Here is a 24,043-nt window from a genome sequence, read left to right as displayed (position 1 = left end):
ACCCAATACAACAGCTAAACAGCTCTTTCCAGACCATACTTTCACTACCCGGTGAATCATCTCACCAGGTAAATCGCGCAACAACAAGATTCAACGAAATAATCACTGCATTTTCTTCAGCGCCGCCAGTGCCTCTGTTACATGTTTCTCTCCATCACGAAGGGAGTTAAACTCATGTACTACAATACCTCTCTTATCAACGATATAGGTAACACGACCAGGTATCACAAAGGTTTTAGGCACACCAAATAATTTGCGTACTTCATTTTTCGGGTCGCTCAACAGCGTAAAGGGAAGGTGGTGATGCGTGGCAAAGCTCTTATGCGACGCTACATTGTCCGAACTGATACCAATCACCATGGCGCCATATTGCTGGAAATCCTGGAACGAGTCACGGAAAGAACAAGCCTCCTTGGTACATACACTGGTTTCATCTTTTGGATAAAAATAAATCACCAGGGGTTGCTTCCCTAAAACAGTAGTGATATCAAAGGTTTTTCCATTTTGATCCTGTAGCGAAAAAGCGGGTATTTTATCGCCTGTTTTAATTTGGGCATCTGCATTAGTACCCCAGAGTTGGAAGAAAGCGGCCATAGCTATAATTGACTTAAGAAGTTGCATATTAAAATATTGATACAGCTAAGTTACAAAGATTAGCCCGGCTAAATGTCGTTTTGCCCTATTAGTATAAATTACAATTTGTACATGCTGTTAAACGATGATAAAATGGGCATCAAAATGAAATATTAGATTGTTAATCAGGCATTTCTCACAATCAGCTTTTTATCTGTTGCATTTAATCATTATTTTTGGCACCTAAAACGTTGTGTTTTGAAAACCATACTAAACGGCAAGCAGATGGCTATCACAATAGACAGGCTTTGTCACCAGTTGATAGAAAATCATTTACAGTTTGAACAAACGGTACTGATTGGATTGCAACCCAGGGGGATTTATTTATCCGGCAGAATTCATCAGACCTTGTTGAAATTGGTACCAGGCGCACATATTGACTATGGTAAACTGGATATTACCTTTTACCGGGACGACTTTAATCAAAGCAAAACGTTGCATGTACCCAGTGAAACAAGCATTGATTTTTCTATAGAAAATAAAAAGGTAGTGTTGATAGATGACGTATTGTATACAGGACGCACTATTCGGTCTGCGCTGGATGCAATGATGGATTTCGGCCGGCCTGCTTCGGTAGAGCTGCTTACGCTGATCGACAGACGATTCAGCAGACAGCTACCTATTCAGCCCGACTATACCGGACGGACCATAGACGCCCTCATTTCCCAGAAAGTAAGGGTGTTATGGAACGAAAGAGACGGTAATGACGAAGTAATTCTAATTGACTAATATGAATCCGGATTTCAGAATTCAGATTTCACCCTTTATATTTGCACATTAATGTCACTTTCTGTAAAACACTTACTCGGAATTCGCGATCTGCAGCGCCAGGATATAGAGCTTATTTTTCAAACAGCCGACCAGTTTAAGGAGGTTTTACAAAGGCCTATTAAAAAGGTTCCTACGCTGCGCGATACAACTATTGTTAATTTATTTTTTGAGAATTCTACCCGCACACGCATCTCCTTTGAGTTAGCGGAAAAGCGGCTGGGTGCAGATACCGTTAACTTTTCTGCCTCCGGCTCTTCCGTATCCAAGGGAGAAACGCTGATTGACACGGTGAACAACATCCTGTCCATGAAAGTGGATATGGTGGTGATGCGCCACTCGGCCAGCGGTGCACCGCACTTCCTGGCCAAGCACATCAACGTGCCTATCCTGAATGCGGGCGATGGTATCAATGAGCACCCCACGCAGGCATTACTGGATGCTTTCTCTATCCGCGAAAGACTGGGTAGCGTAGAAGGTAAAAAAGTAGCCATCTGCGGGGATATCATGCACTCCAGGGTAGCCCTCTCCAATATTTACTGTCTTAAAAAACTGGGCGCCGAAGTAACCGTAGTAGGACCGCCTACGCTGATTCCTAAATATATGGCCGCTGCACTTGGTGTGAATGTGAGCTATGATATCCGGGAAGCACTGCAATGGTGCGACGTAGCCAATGTATTGCGGATTCAGCTGGAAAGGCAAAACACCCCTTTATTCTCTTCCCTCCGGGAATACTCCCTGGCCTACGGCGTAAACCGTCAGCTGCTGGATAGCCTGAATAAAGAAATCGTGATTATGCACCCCGGACCCATTAACCGCGGGGTAGAAATAAATTCTGATGTGGCTGATTCCGGTCAGTCCATCATCCTCGAGCAGGTAGAAAATGGAGTGGCCGTTCGTATGGCAGCACTGTACTTACTGGCAGGAAAGAAATCGGAATAGGATTTTGTCTTGTTCAGGATTAAACTGATTAGACTGATTTTTTATAAAGATGAAAAAAGATAAAGGGAAGATATAAGCCAATCATGCTTACATCTTCCCTTTATTTTTTTAATCTTATTAATCAAAAATAAAAATCAGTCTAATCAGTTTAATCCTGAACAAGACTAAAATCCGCGCTAGAAGCTCATCCCCAAGCCCAATGTGTAGGAACGGAAAAACGGATATACGTTCCCGTTATATCCACCCGCCTGTTCAGGATCATAATATTTTATTTTCATTTTAGTGCTTTCCCATAAATCCTGCCCCGAGAAATAAATGCGCAAACTGTTGATCTTCATTTTTTGCAACCAGTGACGAGGTAGTGTATATCCTAGCTGCAGATTCTTTAACCGGATGTAAGCCCCGTTCATCACCCAGTGTGAAGAAGGAACGGTGTTCTGCTGATCGTTTAGGTATAATCTTGGAAACAGGGCATCCGGATGCGTTGGCGTCCAGTAATCCTGGTTGATATCCCAGGGTTGCTGCCAGGCGCTGGTAAATGGCAGGTTATAGCGTGGATCTGGCATCACCTTACGTTGAGCCACGCCCTGGAAGAACACAGAGAAATCAAATCCTTTCCAGGCCAGGCCGGCATCTATACCATATGAGAATTGCGGATCCGTGCTGCCCAGGTATACCAGGTCGGCATTATCGATTTTATGATCACCGTTGATGTCTTTGTAACGAAGATCGCCGGGCCCTGTTTGTGCGTGTTGATAGGCATGTTGTGATACTTCATCGGTAGTCTGGAAATAGCCCTCTGCCTGGTGCCCAAATAAGGAGGAGTAGGGATATCCCGCAATACCCTGGTTCCAGCCTGCCTGTGGCGCTACGTTGTCGTTGCGCAGCACTTTGTTCTGACTGTTGAACAGGTTGGCGTTGATATACCAGGTGAAAGGTCCGCGATCATCCCGCCAGCCGGCATTGATTTCCCAGCCCCAGGTTTTCATTTCTCCGCGGTGGAAATCAATCGGCCACGCGCCAAGGGTGGAAGATGTTAATACGGGAATTTGCATATCCCGGTTTCGCTTAACAAAATAATCAGCGGCGATTGTAAGCCGTCCACGGAAAAGTGTGGCATCCCATCCATAGTTATAGGTGGAAATATTTTCCCAGCCATGGGCCTGTATCACCGGGTTCTTATAAACAAATGGCAGTAAATGCTGGGTGTTATCAAAAGTAAAAGTTTGTAGCCGCTCATCATTAGGGATGCTGTTCCAGCTGTTTACATTTCCCAATCGCCCCCAGGACCAGCGCAGCTTAAAGTCGTTAAAAAACGGCAGGGCGTTGTTAAACCAGGTTTCATTATTCAAACGCCATCCGGCAGAGAAAGAAGGAAAAGCCTGCCACTGTGTGCCACCGGGAAACGAAGTGCTGTATTGCGTTAGCCGGGCACCAATCAGGTTGGCCTCCAACAGGTAACGATTGTCGTAGTTGTAATTTAGTTTACCAAAGATAGATTGCAGAGAACCAGACGCGGCCAACAACTGCGTATATTCGGGAACGTTAGAGAACCGGTCATGGTTTATATCAGCTGCCGGCACATTATAGGAAGACGCGGTATTTTGCGTGGTGTTATAGGTTTCCTGTGTGTAGCCTCCCAGCAGGTGAATATTGTGTTTCTCTATCTTCAGATCATAATCTGCCAATAGTTGCAGGTTACCACCTTTGGCGACCAGCTTGCTTTGCTGCAGGAAGTTATCCGGTTGGATCAGGGCTGCTGTATCAACACGATTCCACAGGGCGAGGGTATTTCTTCCCAGGTTGTCCTGCAGCGTGTGTTGTTGCGGACTATATACCGCCCGTAGAGTAAGACCTTTCACGATGCTATCGATACGCAAGGTAAACACGGCATCTGCATAATTATTTTTTTCTTCCCGTACACCACCATTCTCCAGGATAGCATAGGCAGGTGTGGCACCATATGCATAATGATCAGTACCTGGTACATATACCGGTACATTTCCGGGGCCTCTGTAAAGCCCGGCCAGTAAGCCTTTGGGGCCTTCCACGGCCTGGGAGGGGGAGAAGGTATTGGTTTGGGCATATGATAGGCGGGTTTCCAGGCTCAAATGTTTGCTAAGCCGGTTGTTCATGTTCACCCGCGCATTCACCCGGTGTGTTTTATCAGGGCCTACAGCAAAAAGCCCTTGTCGCCCGAAATACCCGAAGGACGCAGAAAACTGGTTGGTGCTGTCACCGCCTTTCACAGATACATTGTAATTCTGGATACCTGTTTTGCTTTTGGTAAGCACCCGTATCGGATCAAAATTGTAATAGTATTTATAGTAGTCCGGACGTTGATAGTCGATTGCGTAGTGGTTGCCCGACTGCATCAGGGCTATTTCTGCCGGATCCCAGGGAGCTGTTTCGCCGGCATTGACTGCCGCCTCATTTTGCATGGTGGCCGCTTTCCAGGAAGGTACCCGGTTGGGTAAACGAATGGGTGTTTCGAAACCAGCGAGGGTATTAAAATCTACTCTCAGTTTGCCGGGCTTACCTGTGCGCGTGGTTACCAGTACTACACCACCGGCGCCGCGGGCGCCATAGATAGATGCCGCGGAAGCATCTTTGAGAATAGACACGGATTCAATGTCATCCGGGTTGAGGACTGCCAGGGAACCGGGTACGCCATCTACAATAACAGGTGTATTACCGGAAGCAGAACTGCCACCCCTTACCTGTATATTAAATCCTTCGCGGCCGGGTTGCCCGTTGCTGCGGGTTACCACCAGGCCGGTAGCGGTACCTTGTAATGCAGCCATTACATTGGCTACGGGCCGGCTTCTCAGCCGGACACCATCCACCTGGGCAATAGCGCCGGTAATGTTGGCGCGTTTCTGCAAACCATATCCCAATACCACCAGTTCATTAAGTTTACGCAGATCCGGCTCCAGTATGACAGCAATATTTTTTCGTTCCCGTACATAAACCTCTTTGGTTTCGTATCCAATGAGCGATACCTGCAGGGTAGCCTGTGCATTGGCCAGGTCCAGCTTAAATGTCCCGTTTTCTGCGGTGGCAGTGCCGTTGGTACTGCCTTTTTCTCGGATAGATACGCCACTGAGCGGCTGTATACCGTCTGTGACCATACCGGTAATACTCCATTTGTTGTTGTCGGTATTTTTATTGGGCGCAGGTGTTGTAGCTGGTATAATAGCACTGAGCGGGATGACGATGATTTGCCCGTCTTTTATTTCTACTTTATACTTAGTGGGAGGAAAGATATTGGGAAGTACTTCCGAAAGCCTGGCATTATGTACATGTAAACTAACTCCATGGCGGCTTTCCAGCTCTTCAGATGAAATGGCGAAAGTATATTTTGTTTGTTTTTCTATTTCCCGGATCACTGTTTTCAGACTGGCATTGCTGACCTGCAGGGTAATTCGTTTAGGTGGGGCAATAGGATTTTGGGCCATAGCAACAGCATTGGCCAATACCAGGATAACAATGAAAATAAAATCAGGCACGCCCCCAAACCTGGTATTGGAGCAACGCGCCTGTAGCAATAAATGCTGCATAAGCAAAAAGTCAGGCGCGTATTAGTAGATGTCTACCAGGTCGTTTTTATGCGTGATATTAATTTGCAGGGTCTTTCTCATAATGTCCAGTACCTCATCCAATGACATATTGGGGAAGGTGGCCAGCAATTTTTTATCAGCGAGTTGCTGATTGCTGATCTTTATCTGTACATGATAGAAATCTTCCAATGATTCCGCTACTTCATTCAGCGGGGTGTCATCGAAGGTCAGGGTCCGGGTTTTCCACGCCAGGATATTATTATTCTTTTTGTGTATGCGGGTGTCAATTTCGCTACCATGATGCTTCAGAGAGGCTTCCTCGCCCGGGGTGAGGATTACTTTTTTCTCTGTGCCTTTATAAGCGGCGCTTACTTTACCAGATTGTACAAATACTTTTACACCGCTGTTGGCTGCTTTCACGTTGAAGGCAGTACCCAGCACCTGTACTTCTACTTCCGGTGCATTTACGATGAAGGGGAGGGCATCATTTTTCGTAACATCAAAAAAAGCTTCTCCTTTATCTATTTTTATTAACCGGTTGGCTTTACCAAAGCCACGGGCATAACGCACCTGCGTATGTGCATTCAGGTACATCATGGAGCCATCGGGCAGTTTCAAGCTGTCCTGTTGTTGTGCGGTGGCATAAGTCTGGTAACCACCAGGCCCCAGCCAGGTCCAGGTGCCGGCAATAGCCAATACAGCTGCAGCTGCCCACCAGTAGCGACGTTTCATTTTAATAACACGCCCCCCGGGGGTAGTAGCAGGGGCTACCGTGGTTGTAACAGGCACTTCGTCCAGCATGGTATTAAGTTCCTGCCATTTTCCACTGGTATCAAAAGCAGAAGGCGTCGGGAGAGGATCTCCATGCCACATGGCTTTCATATCCAGGAAAATATCCAGGTGGCCAGCATCCTGTTGTATCCAGTCATTGAGCTGCTGCTTGAACTGCTCATTTTCCGGATCCTCCAGGTAACGGACTACTATATCTATGTCTGTTTGATTATTCATGGCTACTTATTAGTAATACAACCGGTGTATGTGATACCACTAAACGAACTGAAAAAAAATTTCAAAACGGTCAGGATTTATTAATCAGATCTACCCGCAGTCGTTTTAATGCGGTGGTCAGATGCGCATATACTGTATTAATAGAGATGTTGAGTTGTTCTGCGATTTCGGCTGGCGATAAGCCTTTGAGGCGACTCATTTCAAAAACACGGCGGCACTGGTCGGGTAATTTCTCGAGGGCACTGTGATATTGTGCTTCCAGTTCTTTATGCTCCAGTAGTTGGTGATTATTTTCTGTCGGGCTGCTACGCAGCATTTGTTCTTTGGTATATACTTCCTGTCGTTGATCTTTTTTGAGGCGATTTAAGCAGGTGTTGACAGTAGCTCTTGCCAGGTAATGATTAATAGGGGCTCTTTCGTCCACGTTTTCCGCACCTTTCCACAAGTTGAGGAAAACATCCTGTACCATATCATTGGCATCATCTTCATTCTTCACGTACCTCACGGCTATATTATACATAGAAGGGGCGAACTGTTTAAAAACAGCTTCAAATACATCTTTATTTCTGCTCCGGATGCCTTTTACTATTTCTTCATTACTCAATTGCAACATGCTTTTGATCTTTTGTATTTGTTTCCGTACCGCGAAGATAATTTTTAAAATTACTAATTACGAACGCTTACCTGTTGATGGCTTCTTATTCTTTTTTCACTTTAACATTTCTTTGACTAATGGTAAGTGAATGTCTGGATGTATTGTTATTATACGGCAGCCAACGATGAGGGCATATATCAAAAACCATGCACTTCTGTCTGGGCCGGAGAAGAGTCATCATTAAATCTTAACCATACAAAAAATTGAATGCCATGAAAAAATCAATTGTAGGAATGTTCGCATTAGCAACAATGGTCGTAGGAATGTCCGCTTTTAAAAGTGCTGACGTAGTTGCAGTAAAGTCTGTTGACAGCACCGCCGCAATGGTGGATTCTGTAGCAGGCGTAGATTCCCTGGTTCGCCTGGACTCTATAAAGATGTACGGATTGGATTCTTTGCAAAGCATCGACTCTCTGCAAAGCATCGATTCTTTAAAAGGAACTGACTCCTTAATGAGATTTGATTCCTTAATGAGATTTGATTCCCTGCAGCGTGTAGATTCGTTACAAGGTAGGGACTCCCTGAAAAGTGTTGCAGTAGAAGGTGGTTCTATCACTGGTAAAATTACACCTGCTGATGGTGCTGCAGAAGTAGAAGCTGATAATGGTACCGATAAATTAAAAGGCGCGGTATCCCAGGGTGCATTCACCATCCCTGCTGCCAAAGCCGGTAATTATACCGTAACCATTCTCGGTAAAAGCCCATATAAAAATGCCGTGATTAAAGCCGTAAAAGTAGAAGAAGGTAAGGCAACTGATCTGGGCGAAGTTAAACTGGAGCAATAGTCTGAATTAAAATGAAATAGCAACCAACAACACAACATCATTCAATATGGAAACCCATTTTGTTTGATCCAGGGGGACCCAATACGGTCCCTCTTTTTTTGCCCAATCAAATATATGTGATATAATTTGTATGGGTAAATAACCCGGATAGCTGTAAATTGGTCGCAGAAATATTAATTATATACATGCGCACCATCATTTTGCTCACCGTTTCCAACACCTTTATGACTTTTGCCTGGTATGGCCACCTGAAACATCAGGATGTGGCACTCTGGAAAGTTATCCTGATCAGCTGGGGCATTGCTTTTTTTGAATATTGCTTCATGGTGCCGGCAAACCGGTATGGCGCACAGGAAGGATTTAGCGGATTTCAGCTAAAAACCATCCAGGAAGTAATTACCCTGACTGTTTTCAGCATCTTCGCCGTCACCTTCCTGAAAGAGCCCCTGCGCTGGAATTACCTCGTGTCTTTTTTCTTCCTGGTTGGTGCAGTGTATTTTATGTTTAAAAAGTAAGGTCAGCAGCCTGTATTATATTAGTAATTAATTTATTATATAAAAAAAGATGTAAAACAATATTAATTTAATATGAATCCGTATTATCTTTAGGGATCAACTTTCAACCAAAAACGAAATCATTGAGGGAAGAAGCTAATATACAGCTACTGGTGGAACGGGTGGCCTCTTTAGGCGATGAGCAGGCTTATAAGGCGTTGTTCAGGTTATTTTACAAGCCATTGAGTCAGTTTGCCTATTCTATCATCAAATCCTGGGAGTCGGCAGAAGAAATAGCTTCAGACGTATTTATGAATGTCTGGAACCACCGGGAGCGACTGCTCCAGGTAGAAAACCTCCGGGTATACCTCTATGTATCTACTAAAAATATTGCCCTCAACTATTTAAATAAAGCAGCCCGGACCCAACATTTCAGTTTGGATGAACTGGCGGTCGACTTTAGCGTCAGCTATGCCACCCCGGAACAAATCTTCATTTCAGGTGAAATGGTGAAAAGAATTGAAGCTGCGGTCAATGCCCTCCCGCCAAAAAGAAAAATGATCTTCAAACTGATCCGGGAAGATGGTCTTAAATACAAAGAAGTAGCCCAAATCCTCGATATCTCCGTGAATACCATTGATGTACACATGGCCCAGGCCCTCAAAAAAATCAGCGAGGTGATCAACCTCTCCTTCATCAAAACAAAATAATTTAAATTTTTTTTCAGCGGGAGTAGTAGATTTTCAATATCTGCTTGTCCTTCTATATAATCATGCTTTTGTATCATACATGGAACAGGAAAGAATATGGCTTTTGATGGGAAGAAAGGTATCGGGCGAAGCCACGATGGGAGAGTTGCGTGAGCTTGAAGAGCTGCTGCAGAAGGATCCTGATCTGAGATACAAACTTTCCGTTTTAAGCAACTGGCCTCAGCCGGCTAATAGCGAAGAATGGAATCATAGAACAGATACCGCACTGGAAAGACATCTCCACAAAATGGAAATGATACTGCCATCGGCCGAATTGCCCGTAAAAACGACTGGCCGCAACATCCGTAAAATAGTAGCCGCACTCAGTGTGCTGGTATTATTACTGGGCAGCTATTGCGTTTACCTGCTGGCCAATAAATCCCCGCTTAAGGGCAACGAAAAAGCAATGGCCGCCATCTTTACCCGCGATGGCGTTCGCTCTAAAGCACAGTTACCCGATGGTACCGAAGTATGGCTCAATGGAGGCAGCCGTTTAACCTATAATCCTGACATGAATAACCTGGACAACCGGGAAGTAACACTGGAAGGAGAAGCCTTCTTTGATGTAGCAAAGAATGCAGCCAAACCATTTTATATACACACCGCCAAAATGGGCATTAAAGTATTAGGGACTTCTTTTAACGTAAAAGCCTATACGCAGGATCAGACAACAGAAGCCACCCTGATCACCGGCGCCGTGGAAGTAACACTTAACGACGGACTGGAACGCAGTGTAAAACTGTTACCCAACCAAAAAATTGTGTTGCAGCACGGCCAAGACGCCCAATTAACCCAACCCAACGTGGTAGCAGGTTACAAAGTGGAAACGCTCCATAACAACCAGCAGGACAACCTGGTGACAGAAACTGCCTGGAGAGATAATTACCTGGTATTTGATAATGATAAATTCGAAGATATAGCCCTTAAAATGGAACGCTGGTATGGCATTCAGATACATCTCAGCGACAAACTGAAAAGCTTCCATTTTACCGGGACATTTAAAGATGAATCGTTTCCGGAAGTACTGGAAGCGCTGAAGGTTACAACATCATTCCATTGCCGGATAGCAGGTAATGACGTATTTATTACCCAATAGGGCGGTTGGAAAAAAACGAAAATTGATACCTCTTAAATAAAAAAGGGCAAATGCTGCAAACATTTACCCCCTTTTGTTGAGATCAAACGGCAGTTAGCTTCACTTGGCAATGTAGTCCTGTCGTAGTTTTATGACCTTTTACAACCTAAATGTATGGAAAAAATTCCTACATTAAGCAATCCTTTTGCGTATAAAAACATTGGGAAAAGTTGTACTGATAATGAAACTGGTGTCCTTTATTATTCTTATTACCTGTTTGCAAATAACAGGAGATGTCTTCGGTCAAACGGATCGTCGCATCTCCATCAAAGCAGATTCATTGCCACTGACCAGGCTGTTAAAGCTGATCGAAAAGAAAAGCGGTTGTCGTTTCGTATACCGCAACGATCTGCTCCCAGCTAACAGCAGAGTGTCTATCGACATGAATAATGCTTTGACAGAAGATATTTTGAAAAAGATATTGAAGAATACTGGTCTTACTTTCAGGCAGCTTTCTGCTAACCTGGTTGCCATTGCGCCAGAAGAAAAAGAGGTCACCGGTATTCGTATCTCGGGAACGGTAACAGATGTTTTCGGACATCCATTACCCGGTGTGAGTTTGCGTATTGCAGGCCTGAACAAAGGTACTACCACAGATGAAAAAGGATTATTTCATTTGGAAACACCCGCTTCAGCGACGTTGATTTGTTCCTTCATCGGTTATGAAGAACAGAAAGTGCCGGTAAATAATAATACCCACTTTAACATCACGCTGAAAGATGATGCCAAAGGATTGAATGAAGTGGTGGTAGTGGCTTATGGCGTGCAAACAAGAAGTTCTTTGACAGGATCAGCTACTATGGTAAATGCTTCATTGTATGATAAAGCACCCCGTAGCAGCTTCCAGGAAAGCTTACAAGGCAATGTAACAGGATTACAATCTACCAACGGATCCGGCCAGCCCGGCTCCGTACCGAGTATTCATATTCGTGGTATAGGATCTATTACTGCCGGAAGTTCACCACTCTATGTAGTAGATGGTGTGCCCGTAGTAACAGACAATCTCACCGACTACAATGTAAATTCCCTGGCAGGAATCAACAGTGCAGATATCGCCTCCATTTCTATTTTAAAGGATGCCGCTTCTGCTTCGATCTACGGCTCCCGCGCTGCCAACGGGGTAATATTAATTACTACCAAAACCGGCAGCCAGGGTAAAACAAAGATCAGCGCCTCCATACAAAGAGGCAGCAATCAGCTCACCATTCCCCGCGCTAATTACCCGCTTAATACCCGCGAGATGTTGGAGCTATTAAGGGAAGGATGGGCGAATAAGGCAGACGGCTCCGGAGAAGCAGGATTCCAACGGGAAATCAAAGCCCGTGGCGTAGATACCACCGTAAATACGGATTGGATACATGAACTGACCCGCCATGGAAGCTACACACAGGCAAACTTAGCTGCCGCAGGCGGTAGTAATAAAACAAAGTTTTATGTCTCCGGGGGATACTATGATTCTAAATCAGCCCTTAAAGGAGTAGATTATAAACGTATGACGGGTAAGTTAAACCTGAGTAACCAGGCTACGAACCGCTTATCGTTTGATGTGAACCTGTCCCTGTCATACCAGCGCGCCAACGCGGTGGCGGATGTGGGACTCATGGGAAATCCCGTACGTTCACTAGCTCGAATTCAGCCCTGGCTGAAGGTTTACAACAAAGACGGCAACTACGATTTCAGTTATAACAATACCTTTAATCCGGTAGCGATATTGAATGGAAACTCCCGGACAGGCACCACGTATGGCCTGCTGGGAGGAGCCGCCGCCAAATACACATTTACCGATTTCCTGTCTTTCGAAACAAAGATCAGCCTCGACCTGAACTACGCCCACAGCAACCTCTTTTTTGCACCGGGCTTTGCAGATGGACGAAATACCAATGGCTGGGTAGCCGTCAATAATACACTGTGGAACAACTGGGTATCTACCAATATCCTGCGATTCAACAGGCGCTGGGGCAATCACGGTATCAACACCTTCATCGGTTACGAAGCACAAAAAACAACCAACAACGGTAACGCATCCGAAGCATCTAACCTGCTCCCCGGACTAGAAGCCCTGGCCGATGCTTCCAAACCAGAGAAAGTAACTTCTGTGTCCAACGCTAATTCATTGACCGGCCTGTTTCTGAACAACAGCTACGACTACAAACAAAAATATTATCTCACGGCCTCTATCCGGAGAGACGCTTCCTCCCGGTTCGGTAGCGAACGGAGAAGCGCCGCATTCTGGTCGCTGGGCGCCGCCTGGAATATTTACAGGGAACCATTCCTGCAACCCATCAACGGCATCAACGAATTAAAGATAAGAGCAAGCTACGGCAGCAACGGAAACCAGGCTATTGCCAACTATGCAGCCCTATCGCTGTATAGCCCCGGAAATGACTATGACGGGAAACCGGGGTATGTGCTTACACAATACCCCAATTCCTTTCTTACCTGGGAACAAAACAGACCATTCAATGTAGGACTCGATTTCGCCGTATTTAAAAACCGCCTCTCGGGTACCATTGAATACTATAACAGAACCACTTCCCGGTTACTGTTGAACGTACCGGTATCTTCTGCAAATGGTATTACTACTGTTTTTAGAAATAACGGAGAGATGAAAAACAGCGGCATAGAAATAGCCCTTTCTTCCCGCAATATCATCGCGAAAAAAGAAAATGATTTCTCATGGCGTACAGATGCAAATTTCTCAACGCTGAAAAATATTATCACCAGGCTGGATAACCAGATCACTGATCTCAACTTCAGAAGAGAAGTAGGCAGGGACTTCTACCAGTTCTACACCGTAGGCTTCGCAGGTGCAGACCCTCAAACAGGGGAAGCCCTGTGGTACAAGGATGCTTCTAAAACCAGTACTACCAAGTCTTACGGCGAAGCACAACGTTTTTACCAGGGAAGCGCCTTACCCAAATTTTATGGTGGTATCACCAACTACTTCAGCTATAAACGCTTTGAACTAAGCTTCCAGTTTTTCTACAACTGGGGCAGTAAAGTATATGATAACTGGGGACCATTCACAGAATCAGATGGTAGCGGCGGATTTGGCGGCGGCGCTAAAATGTCGCGCCTCACTTACGAAAACCGCTGGCAGCATCCGGGAGATATTACCACTGTTCCCAAAGTAGTGTTCGGCGGTACCCAATCCGGGCTAAGCAACCAGGTATCATCCCGTTTCCTTTACGACGACAGCTTCATCCGCCTGAGAGATATTCTGCTGTCCTACAGCCTCTCACCATCGTGGTTGAAAAACGCCAAGATCAATGAAGTGAAAGTCTACGTACGGGGCAATAATTTATGGACCTACATAAAAGATAAACGCCTTACCATGGACCCGGAGGTACCGGTAACAGGCGACTACGACCAACGGCCACCGGTATTCAAAACATTTTTGGTAGGACTGGATGTAAATTTTTAAAGAATTCATGCGGAACAGGTATACATATGGTTTCATGATATTGCTGACAGGCTTGTTGACCTCCTGCAGCAAAGACTTTCTGGACTTAAAACCAGACCAGTCTGCCGAAACGGGCAAGGCCATCAGGGATTTACCTGGATTGCGATCAGCAACCAATGGGGTGTATTCCCTCATGCAGAGCCCTAACTACTATGGCCGCACGATGCCTTTATTGCCGGACCTGAGATCAGATAATGGTTTTATCAGTGTGATCAATACCAATCGCTACCGCAACCAGGACCAGTACATCGTTACCGCGAATGATCTATATACCACCGATTCATGGAATACGCTATATAGTGTGGTCGCCAATGCGAATATGATCATCACGAGAGGACCCAATGTAACACTGCTGCCTTCGGCTACCGACAGTGTGGAAGCAAAACAGCTCGTAGCAGAAGCTTACGCCGTCAGGGGATTGGTATTTTTTGATCTCTCCCGGATGTTTTCGCAGCCGTACAATTTTACTGCTGGGGCGTCCCACATGGGAGTACCTATAGTAACGGTCACCAATATAGATTCCGTACAATCGCCCTCCCGCAGCAGTATGAAAGATACTTATGTGCAGGTGATCAGCGACTTAAGAACAGCTATTCGCAAATTTGAAGAAAGCAACACCACCGCTTTTTCGTCTGGCAGAATCAATATGTATTCCGCAAAGGCGCTGTTGTCAAGAGTGTTGTTATATAAAGAAGACTGGCAAGGTGCAGCCGCGCTGGCTACTGAAGTGATCAATAGCGGGAAATATTCACTCCTGGAGAGAGAGAAGTTGGTGAGCAATTTCAAAATGACTGGCAACGGTGAAACGATTTTTGAAATCATCAATACACCCGTGGATAATGCCGGCACCGATGGGCTGGGCTATTTGTTCAGCCAGGACGGCTACGGCGATGCGCTGGCGACCAACGATGTATATAATATTTATGCAGCAGGTGATATACGTCAGAATTTTTTGAAGAAGAGTAAACGTGCCGGGAACGGAGGTGAGAATCCGGCGAATGTAATCACGAAATACAGTGATGTGTCATCGTTTTCCGAAGCCATTAAAGTAATTCGGCTGGCAGAATTGTACCTGATCCGTGCGGAAGCACAGGCACACCTTGGAAAAGTTCCGGAAGCGCAGGCTGATCTGAATGTGGTGGCACAACGTGCCGATCGCGATGCCTTACCGGTAAAGGTGACCGGACAAGAGCTACTGGATGCCATTCAAATGGAAAGGCGCAAGGAGCTTGCTTTTGAAGGACACCGCCTGTTTGATTTAATACGAACAAAAAAGTCATTCGTTAAATACCTGGCGAGTGATAAAATTATACCCGTGGCTTGGCCCAGTACCAAAGTAATACTGCCCATCCCACAAAGAGAACTGGATGCTAACCCCAATATTCGCAACCAGCAGAACGAAGGATACAAATAAATCTAAACCGCCTTTGTTAATAATTGGTTTTTGCTTTAAAGCTGGTTGGTTTTTTGCTTATGAAGAAATAAAGTCCCGGTTGGTCCAACCGGGACTTTTCTATTTTACCAACGATTTCCACCACTCAACCAATTTCTCCTTTCCTGCCACCAATTAATTACTACTTTTGGCAATCTGTAAATTCACGTATCATCAAATGATTATAAGACGTTACACTGCCCTGATTATCATTTTATTGTCAGTATGGGGTTTGCCTGCTATGGCACAACCTTCGCCTGTATGGAATGCTGCCGATATTAAACTGCAATTGAAGAAACTGGATACGCTGGGAAGCGTATTGTATATTGCGGCCCATCCTGATGACGAAAACACCCGTTTGTTAGGCTACCTGGCTAAGGAGAAGCTATACCGCACCGGATACCTTTCCTTAACCCGTGGTGATGGCGGACAAAACCTGATCGGGAATGAGCAGGCCGAGTTACTGGGATTGATCCGTACCCAGGAATTACTCGCAGCCCGCCGCATTGATGGCGCAGAACAATTCTTTACCCATGCACAGGATTTTGGCTTCTCCAAAAATCCACAGGAAACATTTACCATCTGGGATAAGGAAAAGATTTTGGGAGATGTGGTATACATGATCCGTAAATTTCAACCAGACGTGATCATCTGCCGTTTCCCTGCGGATAGTCGCGCCGGGCATGGACATCACACCGCATCAGCCATGCTGGCAGAAGAAGCCTATACAGCAGCAGCAGACCCGAAGCGTTTCCCGGAACAGCTGTCGCTCGTGAAACCCTGGCAGGCAAAGCGTATTCTCTGGAATACCTTCAATTTTGGCAGCGTCAACACTACCTCCGAAGATCAGTTTAAAATGGACGTTGGGGCCTTCAATCCTTTATTAGGTAAAGGCTTTGGGGAAATAGCCGCCGAAAGCCGCTCTCAGCACAAAAGCCAGGGCTTTGGTGTACCCGCTTCACGTGGTAGCTCCGCCGAATATTTTCTCACGATAAAAGGGAATACGCCTAAGCACAGCTTATTGGATGATGTAAATACCAACTGGTCAAGGATTCCGGGCGGCAGCAAAGTAGGGGCTCTAGTAGATGCTGCACTCGCTGCCTATAATATGGAAGATCCTTCCGCCTCTCTTCCAGCCTTGCTGGAAATACGCCGTACTATCCAGGCCTTGCCCAACGGCTACTGGCGTAATCTTAAATTAAAGGAAACCGAACAGCTGATCTTCGCCTGCGCAGGCATCTGGGCAGAAGCGTACAGTACTACACCAACAGTAGTACCCGGATACAACATGGAAGCCACTGTGCAGTTGATCAACCGGGGAAATGTAAAAGTAACCCTGGAGCAGGTAGACTTACCCGGCAAACCTAACATAGCAGGTAAGCAGGAGTTACCCTACAATAAATTTACCAACATCTCCCAAAACCTGGCAGTACCAGCCAATACACCGGAGTCCCAGCCTTACTGGCTGGCCGCCGCACATCCGGTAGGCATGTATGTATTCAATGATCCATTACTGGTAGGTAACCCGGAAAACATGCCCGCACTGCAGGCAGATATTCGCCTCCGCATTGGTGACCAGGATTTCAATATCAGCCGCCCCCTGCAATATAAATACACCGATCCGGTAAAAGGAGAGATCTACCAGCCGTTAGTGATTGCACCACCGGTAGTAGCGGACCTCAGCAACCAGGTATATATTTTTACAGATGCCAAATCACAATCGGTTCCAGTGAAAGTAAAAGCCATGGCCGACAATGTGAAGGGTACGGTACACTTGCAATTACCTGCCGGCTTTACCTCCACCGATAACAACGCTACCTATGCGCTGGCACAGAAAGGCGACGAGGTAGAATTACGGTTTAATGTGAACCCGGTAAAAGGGATGGCTGATAATCACGTAGATACGTTTACGGTAGTAATGGAGAATAACGGGAAAGAATATACGCAAAGCATGCAGCAGATCCGTTATGATCATATTCCACTCATTACCTTATTCCCCGCCGCGCAGGCACGACTGGTATCCGTAAACCTGAAGCATAATGGCAACCGCCTGGGCTATATCCCCGGCGCCGGCGATATGGTAGCCGCCTCGCTGCGACAGGTAGGATACGATGTAACAGAGCTGGGAGAGAAAGACATCATGAATGGCAATCTGCAACAGTACGACGCCATCATTGCCGGCGTGCGTGCTTATAACGTAAATGCACGTATGAAATACTGGCAACCCAAACTCATGGAGTACGTGAAAAATGGCGGTAAGCTGGTGATCCAGTATAATGTCAACAATCCACTGGTCATCAACGACCTGGGCCCTTATCCATTTGGCCTTTCCCGCGACAGGGTCACGGATGAAAATGCGCCGGTGCAATTCATCAACCCGAAGAACCAGGTATTCCATTATCCCAATGAAATTACCAGCGCCGACTTTAATGGTTGGGTGCAGGAAAGGGGATTATATTACACCGTTAACGCCGACAAAGCATACGATAAGCTTTTCACCATGAACGACAAAGGAGAATCACCACTGGATGGTTCCACCCTGGTAGCGCACTATGGTAAAGGATGCTACGTATACACTGGTATATCATTTTTCAGGCAATTACCTGCCGGAGTTCCCGGAGCATACCGGTTATTTGTAAACCTGATTTCTGCTAAATAGAGGATAGAACGAACATGAGTAAGAAACACGAACAACATCGTCCGAAACTAAGAATCGCAGCTATATTCTGTATTATCCTGGGCCTGCTGCTGGGCTTTACTATCAAGCGGGTGCAGGTAGGACTGGTAATAGGAATTGCATTGGGCCTGTTAACAGGAAGTATGTGGAGTAAATCAAATGATTAATACGATGGCATCGGATAACCTGCAAGAAGAGAAGCCACCTTTATTTCCAACATGGACTTACTGGTATGTATTGGTAATAGCCTGGCTGCTGTTGCTGATCGTATTATTCTACTTATTCACCAAAACGTTTTCATGAGTCCTTTAGATTGGATGGTACTGATAGGCACACTCACTATCATCATACTATACGGTATCTGGAAAAGTCGCGGCCAACGAAACATGGAGAGCTACTTTCTGGATAACCAGTCTATGCCCTGGTATATTGTACTGTTGTCTATCATCGGTACCCAGGCCAGCGCCATTACTTTTATATCTGCACCAGGTCAGGCGTATACTGATGGGATGCGGTTTGTACAATATTACTTTGGACTACCCTTGGCCATGGTAGTACTTTGTATTACTTTTGTCCCCATTTTTCACCGGTTAAAAGTATATACTGCATACGAGTTTCTGGAGCAACGGTTTGACCTCAAAACGCGTACGCTCGCTTCTTCACTCTTCCTGGTGCAACGGGGCTTGTCTACCGGTATCAGTATTTGTGCCCCTTCCATTATCTTATCGTCCCTGTTGGGCTGGAATCTATACTGGACCAATATGATCATGGGTGGGTTGCTCATTATCTACACGGTAGCGGGAGGCACCCGTGCGGTGGCCTATACACAAACATTTCAGCTGGTGATCATTTTTGGGGGCATGTTCCTCGCCGGTTGGATGGTAGTGCACCTGCTCCCTAAAGAGATTGGCTTCAAAGAGGCATTACAGGTGTCTGGTAAAATGGATAAGCTGAATGTGATTGTGACCAAATTTGACTGGAAAGATAAATACAATATATGGAGCGGAGTGATTGGTGGGTTCTTCCTGGCCTTGTCTTACTTCGGTACTGACCAGTCGCAGGTGGGCCGTTATCTTACCGCCAAGTCAGTGAAAGAAAGCCGCTTAGGCCTGTTAATGAATGGATTGGTGAAAGTACCGATGCAATTCCTCATACTCTTGATTGGTGCATTGGTGTTTGTATTTTACCTGTATTTCAAAGCGCCTATCTTCTTTAATGAAGCGCAACTGGCCAGGGTACACAAAACAGAGCAGGGACCGGCACTGAAAAAGCTGGAAGATAAGTATAGTGAGCTGGGACAGCTAAAACAGCAGCAGGTAAAGCAGCTGGCTACCGCACTGGAAACAGATAACAGCAACCAGATCGCCAGCGCTAAAAAGGCGCTCCAACAAACGGATAATAAATCGCAGGAAGTCAGAGCAGCCGCCCTGACATTGATTAAGTCGGCAGATCCGGCAGCAGATACCAATGATACCAACTATATCTTCCTACATTTTGTGGTGAACAGTTTACCCAAAGGTCTCGTCGGATTGTTGATTGCTATCATTTTCCTGGCGGCCTGGGGGAGTATTGCCGCCGCATTGAATTCACTGGCATCTACCACGGTGGTAGATGTATACAAGCGATTGTATAATGAACACGCCACTGAAGAGCACTATCTTAAGATGTCTAAACTCTGGACATTGATCTGGGGGGTGTTTTGTATTGTGGTGGCCCAGTTTGCCGGTAGCCTGGGTAGTTTAATTGAGGTAGTAAATATATTGGGATCCTGGTTCTATGGGGTGATCCTGGGTATTTTTATGGTGGCGTTCTACCTGAAAAAGGTAGGCGGTACGGCTACCTTTTGGGCAGCCATTATTGCGGAGATTGTGGTACTGGTTATTTATTGGACAGGTACCGTGTCATTTCTCTGGCTGAATGCTATTGGTTGTTTGCTGGTGATTTTACTGGGCCTGGTTTTTCAATATACTTTTCCGCCTTCGGCGAAACAGGAAGTAGAAAGGAGTTAGTCATTCGCTTTTAGCTTTTAGCAAAATGCAGCGAAGATTAACATATGATGTCTTCGCTGCATTTTGCTAAAAGCTAAAAGCGAATGACTAAAAGCTGTTACCGAAAGGGTTTAAATTGCGCATGCTGCGCCAGTGCCAGCATCGGGCGATCTCCTTCACTATCGCCGTAGGCATATATCTCTGAGAAGTTCTCCAAGCGGTAGGCTTGGCGGATGCGACGCACCTTTTCTTCTCCATTACAATTGATATCCTGTATCTTACCGGTAATCAGTTTGTCTTTTACTTCCAGGCGGGTGCCCAGGCATACAATGTTTTCTTTCCTGCACCAGGGGGCTACCCAATCCTGTGCGGAGGCGGTCACCACCACCACATGATGGCCCTGCGCCTGGTGTTTTCGTATAGCCGTCAACGCAAGGGGACGGATAAGCAGGGGTAAACGCTCCCGGCAAAATTTGTCACAACCAGCGGAAAACTCGGAAGCCGACATCTCACCAAAAAAATAAGCCAATACCTGCTCCTTCATTTCCTGTGCCGGAATCATCTTTAATTTGAATCGTAACAGAGCCGGCAGCAGCTGCACAATGCCTGCATACATGGCCGCTCGTCCCCGGTGAAAACGGATGATCTCCCAGAGAGTATCCCTGTTGGTAATGGTACCGTCAAAATCAAAAAGGGCAATGGTCACAGTGAAAGTTTTTTAAAAATACCTTCAGGTATTAATTTGATAATGAGCATAATGTATTTCCAATGCCACTTTATATACAACACATTTTTCTTTTTCTTCACGGCAGTAAAGATGGCCTCTGCAACGGCTTCCGGCTGCGCCGTGAGCAGGGGAGGAAGCTTTAAATGCTGGGTCATCCGGGTATTGACGAAGCCGGGTTGCACACTCATCACGTGTACGCCACTACGAAAAAGACGGTTTCTCAATCCACTGAGGTAAGCAGTAAAGCCAGCTTTGGCACTGCCGTATATATAGTTACTTTGCCTGCCTCTTTCTCCGGCTACAGAACTGATACCTATAATGATACCTTGTTTCTTTTCTTCATAGCTGTTGGCCACTACATTTAATATAGATACCGCGCCGGTATAATTGGTGTGGATAATGGCCGCAGCGTCTGCCCAGTTATCCTGTGCTTTCTCTTGCTCACCCAGGTAGCCAAATACACAAATTGTGATATCTGGTTGCACTGGTAGGCCGGCGTAGAAACCGGCGTGTGAGTTAAAATCGGTGGCATCAAATGCGTGAACACTGGCGGTAACACCGTAGCGTACCTGCAGATCCTGTCGCTGCGCTTCCAGCGCAGCCGTACGACGGCCTGCTAATTGAATATGATATTGCCGGGCAGCAAATTTCCTGGCGATGGCTACTGCCATGTCCGAACCTGCGCCCAGTAGTAAAACTGTAGGCATGAGAGGTGTTTGGTTAATCAGGGGGAAAACTATTTTATTAAAGATAATCTTTCAGACTGTAGAGATTCAAACCGGCTGTCACTGTTGTACTGCTTTACGATTTCAGCGAAGCGGGCAGCATTGGCGTAGCTGTTGCGGAATATTTCCGGCTTCATCCGCGCATCTTTCGACAGGTACAAGCGGCCGCCATACTGCAGTACAATTTCATCCAGCTCATCCAGGAATTCGAAAAGTCCTTTACGGATGGGGAAGTCCAGTGCCAGGGTATATCCTTCCATCGGGAAAGAAATGAGGCTATCCTGCTTGCCAAATACTTTCAGTACCGCCAGGAAAGATCCCCAGCCTTTGTCGCTGATCCTTTTGAGAATGGCAATCAATCCATCTTTCTGCTCCAGCGATACCACAAACTGGTATTGCACAAATCCTGCTTTGCCATAGCCCCGGTTCCAGTGAAGAATGGCATCCAATGGGTAGAAGAAGGGTTCGTAAGGAATTACCTTATGCATCACCTTCTTATAATTCTTCCCATAGTATAGCCAGTTAAATGCTTTCACGGTAAAAGTATTCAGGGCAAAGGAGGGCAGGTTAAACGGCAATGTCAGTTTTCGTTTAGCCGGCAGGGTAAGTGGCGCCTTCTTTTGTTGTTCATTGAGTTCTTCCGGGGTAGCATGTTCTCCTACAATGAGGATGCTGCGGCCAAAAGAGTCGCCCTTCTGCAGGCAGTCGATCCACGCCATGGAGTAGGTGTAGTGCTTATATTCGTCAAACAGGCGGATCACTTCTTCCAGGTTCCTGGCTTTCAGCTGCGTTTGTTTGATGTAGGCGGTGGCTATTTTCTTTAGGCCAAACTTCACACGGGTAATCACGCCGGTCAAACCCATACCGCCACAGGTAGCCCAGAACAGATCCGTGTGGTGACTGGCAGAGCAGGAGATCGTTTCGCCGGAACCGGTTAATACCTCCATCTCTATGATGTGGCCCGAAAAGGCGCCGTCTACGTGGTGATTCTTTCCATGGACATCCGATGCCACAGCACCACCCACGGTGATATATTTAGTACCGGGAGTTACCGGTAAAAACCATCCTTTGGGAACAATGATATCGAGAATCTGGTCAAGTGTTACGCCAGCCTGTACATCTATAATGCCATTTGTCGTATCCAGCGAGAGCATCTTATCATACTTCAGCATAGAAATACTATGCTTGCCCAGCGAAGCATCACCATAACAGCGACCATTGCCCCTGGCAATCATATGGGAATGCCCTACCACATATTGGCGGAGCTGATCTTCCTGGGTAAATACGCTTTCATCACTGGCAACAGTGGGGTAATTTCCCCAGTTGGATAACCGCTTTTGCATTATTCAAAAAAAGTTTTATCTGTCGGTAAATAAATTAATACATAAAAACTAAGTACCCACAGGAGTATGGTTAATTGAATAAAACGGTCTTTATATAGGATTTTGGTGGGAGAACCTGTATTGTTCTCCACGTAGGTTATTTGCAAATATCGTAATAATCCACCAATTACAAAAAGGGTCGTGTAATATAGGCGATAGGTTTTAAACCTGGCCTGGGTTTCCGGGGAAATAGTATACATTAAATAACATACAATCATTACCGCAGACACCAACGCCAGCATTACATTCAGGAAATCCATATTGTAACCACTGGCAGCCTTACGCATTTCCTTTCCCAGTTCCTGCTTAATCAGGATATCATCCCGGCGCTTGGCAATGGCCATAAAAAGGGCTAACAGAAAAATCATGATCATCAGCCATTCCGATACGGCCACATCCGCAGCGATACCGCCTGACTTAACCCGTAGTACAAACCCGGTAGACAGGATCATGATGTCCAGTATAGAAATATGCTTTAAGCCAAAACAATAGAGGAGGTTTAATATGAAGTAAATGCCCAGCACAAACATAAATTTCAGGCTCACCAACCAGGCAATAACTGCACCAGCGAGTACACAGAGTACAAAAAGCAGCAAGGCGGCGGATTTGGAAACCTCGCCGGAAGCCAGGGGACGCTTACATTTTACCGGATGTTGTTTATCTGCTTCAATATCCTGGTAATCATTGAGTATATAAATACTGCTGGCGATCAAACTATAGGCAGCAAAGGCAATTAACAAGTGTAATATCTTTGCGGTATTGAATATTTCTCCGGCAAAGAAAAGAGGAATAAACAGGAATGCATTTTTTACCCAATGTTTTGGCCTTAGTAGTTTGATGTATTTCATGGGGAACTAAAAAGTTGATTCTGACGGCCCAAGATACAATTTATTCGATTACTTTTGCCGCCGTTCCTGTTA

The 24,043-nt window shown here is 45.8% G+C and carries 20 protein-coding genes; 12 read left to right on the top strand and 8 right to left on the bottom strand.

Annotation, left to right across the window (positions count from 1 at the left end; all coding sequences use genetic code 11):
- Positions 1–102: 102 nt before the first annotated feature.
- Complete coding sequence (locus tag AC5ZC7_RS12980) at positions 103–594, bottom strand: redoxin domain-containing protein (RefSeq protein WP_496161734.1); 492 nt, start codon at positions 592–594, stop codon at positions 103–105.
- 237 nt (positions 595–831) lie between these two features.
- Between AC5ZC7_RS12980 and pyrR the strand changes: the two genes are divergently transcribed.
- A complete protein-coding gene (gene pyrR, locus AC5ZC7_RS12975; RefSeq protein ID WP_496161733.1) occupies positions 832–1,362 on the top strand; it encodes a bifunctional pyr operon transcriptional regulator/uracil phosphoribosyltransferase PyrR in 531 nt (176 codons plus the stop codon).
- A 51-nt stretch (positions 1,363–1,413) separates the two neighbouring features.
- Positions 1,414–2,343, top strand: coding sequence for an aspartate carbamoyltransferase catalytic subunit (locus AC5ZC7_RS12970; protein ID WP_496161732.1), 930 nt, complete (start codon positions 1,414–1,416; stop codon positions 2,341–2,343).
- A 176-nt stretch (positions 2,344–2,519) separates the two neighbouring features.
- Here the strand turns inward: AC5ZC7_RS12970 and AC5ZC7_RS12965 are convergent, their stop codons facing one another.
- From AC5ZC7_RS12965 to AC5ZC7_RS12955, 3 genes are all read right to left on the bottom strand, one after another.
- A complete protein-coding gene (locus AC5ZC7_RS12965; RefSeq protein WP_496161731.1) occupies positions 2,520–5,903 on the bottom strand; it encodes a SusC/RagA family TonB-linked outer membrane protein in 3,384 nt (1,127 codons plus the stop codon).
- A gap of 21 nt (positions 5,904–5,924) precedes the next feature.
- Positions 5,925–6,911, bottom strand: coding sequence for a FecR domain-containing protein (locus AC5ZC7_RS12960; RefSeq protein ID WP_496161730.1), 987 nt, complete (start codon positions 6,909–6,911; stop codon positions 5,925–5,927).
- A gap of 70 nt (positions 6,912–6,981) precedes the next feature.
- On the bottom strand, positions 6,982–7,524 hold the full coding sequence (locus tag AC5ZC7_RS12955) for an RNA polymerase sigma-70 factor (RefSeq protein ID WP_496161729.1): 543 nt from the start codon (positions 7,522–7,524) through the stop codon (positions 6,982–6,984).
- A 254-nt stretch (positions 7,525–7,778) separates the two neighbouring features.
- Here AC5ZC7_RS12955 and AC5ZC7_RS12950 point away from each other — a divergent pair, with 254 nt between their 5' ends.
- The 10 genes from AC5ZC7_RS12950 (at position 7,779) to AC5ZC7_RS12905 (ending at position 20,310) form a co-directional block, all read left to right on the top strand.
- A complete protein-coding gene (locus AC5ZC7_RS12950) occupies positions 7,779–8,351 on the top strand; it encodes a carboxypeptidase-like regulatory domain-containing protein (protein WP_496161728.1) in 573 nt (190 codons plus the stop codon).
- A gap of 185 nt (positions 8,352–8,536) precedes the next feature.
- Positions 8,537–8,866: a DMT family protein gene (locus AC5ZC7_RS12945; protein WP_496161727.1), complete on the top strand. Its 330-nt coding sequence runs from the start codon at positions 8,537–8,539 to the stop codon at positions 8,864–8,866.
- A gap of 122 nt (positions 8,867–8,988) precedes the next feature.
- Positions 8,989–9,555, top strand: a complete 567-nt coding sequence (locus AC5ZC7_RS12940; protein ID WP_331967645.1) for an RNA polymerase sigma factor — start codon at positions 8,989–8,991, stop codon at positions 9,553–9,555.
- A gap of 106 nt (positions 9,556–9,661) precedes the next feature.
- The gene (locus AC5ZC7_RS12935; RefSeq protein ID WP_496161726.1) at positions 9,662–10,690 is read left to right on the top strand and encodes a FecR domain-containing protein; all 1,029 of its coding nucleotides are present in this window, start codon (positions 9,662–9,664) and stop codon (positions 10,688–10,690) included.
- A 220-nt stretch (positions 10,691–10,910) separates the two neighbouring features.
- Complete coding sequence (locus AC5ZC7_RS12930; RefSeq protein ID WP_496161725.1) at positions 10,911–14,153, top strand: SusC/RagA family TonB-linked outer membrane protein; 3,243 nt, start codon at positions 10,911–10,913, stop codon at positions 14,151–14,153.
- 7 nt (positions 14,154–14,160) lie between these two features.
- Positions 14,161–15,606: a RagB/SusD family nutrient uptake outer membrane protein gene (locus AC5ZC7_RS12925; RefSeq protein ID WP_496161724.1), complete on the top strand. Its 1,446-nt coding sequence runs from the start codon at positions 14,161–14,163 to the stop codon at positions 15,604–15,606.
- Between the two features lie 196 nt (positions 15,607–15,802).
- Positions 15,803–18,283, top strand: coding sequence for a PIG-L family deacetylase (locus AC5ZC7_RS12920; RefSeq protein WP_496161723.1), 2,481 nt, complete (start codon positions 15,803–15,805; stop codon positions 18,281–18,283).
- Positions 18,284–18,297: 14 nt separating this feature from the next.
- Positions 18,298–18,468 carry a hypothetical protein gene (locus tag AC5ZC7_RS12915; protein ID WP_496161722.1) on the top strand — a complete coding sequence of 57 codons (171 nt, stop codon included), beginning with the start codon at positions 18,298–18,300 and terminating at the stop codon, positions 18,466–18,468.
- Positions 18,469–18,472: 4 nt separating this feature from the next.
- Complete coding sequence (locus AC5ZC7_RS12910) at positions 18,473–18,604, top strand: hypothetical protein (protein ID WP_496161721.1); 132 nt, start codon at positions 18,473–18,475, stop codon at positions 18,602–18,604.
- Positions 18,601–20,310, top strand: a complete 1,710-nt coding sequence (locus tag AC5ZC7_RS12905) for a sodium:solute symporter family transporter (RefSeq protein ID WP_496161720.1) — start codon at positions 18,601–18,603, stop codon at positions 20,308–20,310. The genes AC5ZC7_RS12910 and AC5ZC7_RS12905 overlap by 4 nt, the downstream gene beginning before the upstream one ends.
- 97 nt (positions 20,311–20,407) lie before the next feature.
- Here the strand turns inward: AC5ZC7_RS12905 and AC5ZC7_RS12900 are convergent, their stop codons facing one another.
- From AC5ZC7_RS12900 to AC5ZC7_RS12885, 4 genes are read right to left on the bottom strand one after another with little or no spacing between them, the layout of a single operon-like run.
- Positions 20,408–20,995, bottom strand: coding sequence for an HAD-IB family hydrolase (locus AC5ZC7_RS12900; protein WP_496161719.1), 588 nt, complete (start codon positions 20,993–20,995; stop codon positions 20,408–20,410).
- On the bottom strand, positions 20,992–21,723 hold the full coding sequence (locus tag AC5ZC7_RS12895) for an SDR family oxidoreductase (protein WP_496161718.1): 732 nt from the start codon (positions 21,721–21,723) through the stop codon (positions 20,992–20,994). Before AC5ZC7_RS12895 ends, AC5ZC7_RS12900 begins: the two co-directional genes overlap by 4 nt.
- A gap of 29 nt (positions 21,724–21,752) precedes the next feature.
- A complete protein-coding gene (locus AC5ZC7_RS12890; protein WP_496161717.1) occupies positions 21,753–23,084 on the bottom strand; it encodes an FAD-binding protein in 1,332 nt (443 codons plus the stop codon).
- Positions 23,084–23,971, bottom strand: a complete 888-nt coding sequence (locus AC5ZC7_RS12885; RefSeq protein ID WP_496161716.1) for a decaprenyl-phosphate phosphoribosyltransferase — start codon at positions 23,969–23,971, stop codon at positions 23,084–23,086. Before AC5ZC7_RS12885 ends, AC5ZC7_RS12890 begins: the two co-directional genes overlap by 1 nt.
- Positions 23,972–24,043: the final 72 nt, after the last annotated feature.

This window comes from Chitinophaga sp. 9-1-y (assembly GCF_059511905.2).
Note: the sequence above shows the minus strand (reverse complement) of the source record. Positions and strands in the feature narration are given on the sequence as shown.

Coding starts and splice junctions, on each gene's coding strand:
- AC5ZC7_RS12980 (WP_496161734.1), bottom strand. CDS start 594: ATGGCCGCTTTCTTCCAACTCTGGGGTACTAATGCAGATGCCCAAATT.
- AC5ZC7_RS12970 (WP_496161732.1), top strand. CDS start 1,414: ATGTCACTTTCTGTAAAACACTTACTCGGAATTCGCGATCTGCAGCGC.
- AC5ZC7_RS12965 (WP_496161731.1), bottom strand. CDS start 5,903: ATGCAGCATTTATTGCTACAGGCGCGTTGCTCCAATACCAGGTTTGGG.
- AC5ZC7_RS12960 (WP_496161730.1), bottom strand. CDS start 6,911: ATGAATAATCAAACAGACATAGATATAGTAGTCCGTTACCTGGAGGAT.
- AC5ZC7_RS12955 (WP_496161729.1), bottom strand. CDS start 7,524: ATGTTGCAATTGAGTAATGAAGAAATAGTAAAAGGCATCCGGAGCAGA.
- AC5ZC7_RS12950 (WP_496161728.1), top strand. CDS start 7,779: ATGAAAAAATCAATTGTAGGAATGTTCGCATTAGCAACAATGGTCGTA.
- AC5ZC7_RS12945 (WP_496161727.1), top strand. CDS start 8,537: ATGCGCACCATCATTTTGCTCACCGTTTCCAACACCTTTATGACTTTT.
- AC5ZC7_RS12935 (WP_496161726.1), top strand. CDS start 9,662: ATGGGAAGAAAGGTATCGGGCGAAGCCACGATGGGAGAGTTGCGTGAG.
- AC5ZC7_RS12930 (WP_496161725.1), top strand. CDS start 10,911: ATGAAACTGGTGTCCTTTATTATTCTTATTACCTGTTTGCAAATAACA.
- AC5ZC7_RS12925 (WP_496161724.1), top strand. CDS start 14,161: ATGCGGAACAGGTATACATATGGTTTCATGATATTGCTGACAGGCTTG.
- AC5ZC7_RS12920 (WP_496161723.1), top strand. CDS start 15,803: ATGATTATAAGACGTTACACTGCCCTGATTATCATTTTATTGTCAGTA.
- AC5ZC7_RS12915 (WP_496161722.1), top strand. CDS start 18,298: ATGAGTAAGAAACACGAACAACATCGTCCGAAACTAAGAATCGCAGCT.
- AC5ZC7_RS12910 (WP_496161721.1), top strand. CDS start 18,473: ATGGCATCGGATAACCTGCAAGAAGAGAAGCCACCTTTATTTCCAACA.
- AC5ZC7_RS12905 (WP_496161720.1), top strand. CDS start 18,601: ATGAGTCCTTTAGATTGGATGGTACTGATAGGCACACTCACTATCATC.
- AC5ZC7_RS12895 (WP_496161718.1), bottom strand. CDS start 21,723: ATGCCTACAGTTTTACTACTGGGCGCAGGTTCGGACATGGCAGTAGCC.
- AC5ZC7_RS12890 (WP_496161717.1), bottom strand. CDS start 23,084: ATGCAAAAGCGGTTATCCAACTGGGGAAATTACCCCACTGTTGCCAGT.
- AC5ZC7_RS12885 (WP_496161716.1), bottom strand. CDS start 23,971: ATGAAATACATCAAACTACTAAGGCCAAAACATTGGGTAAAAAATGCA.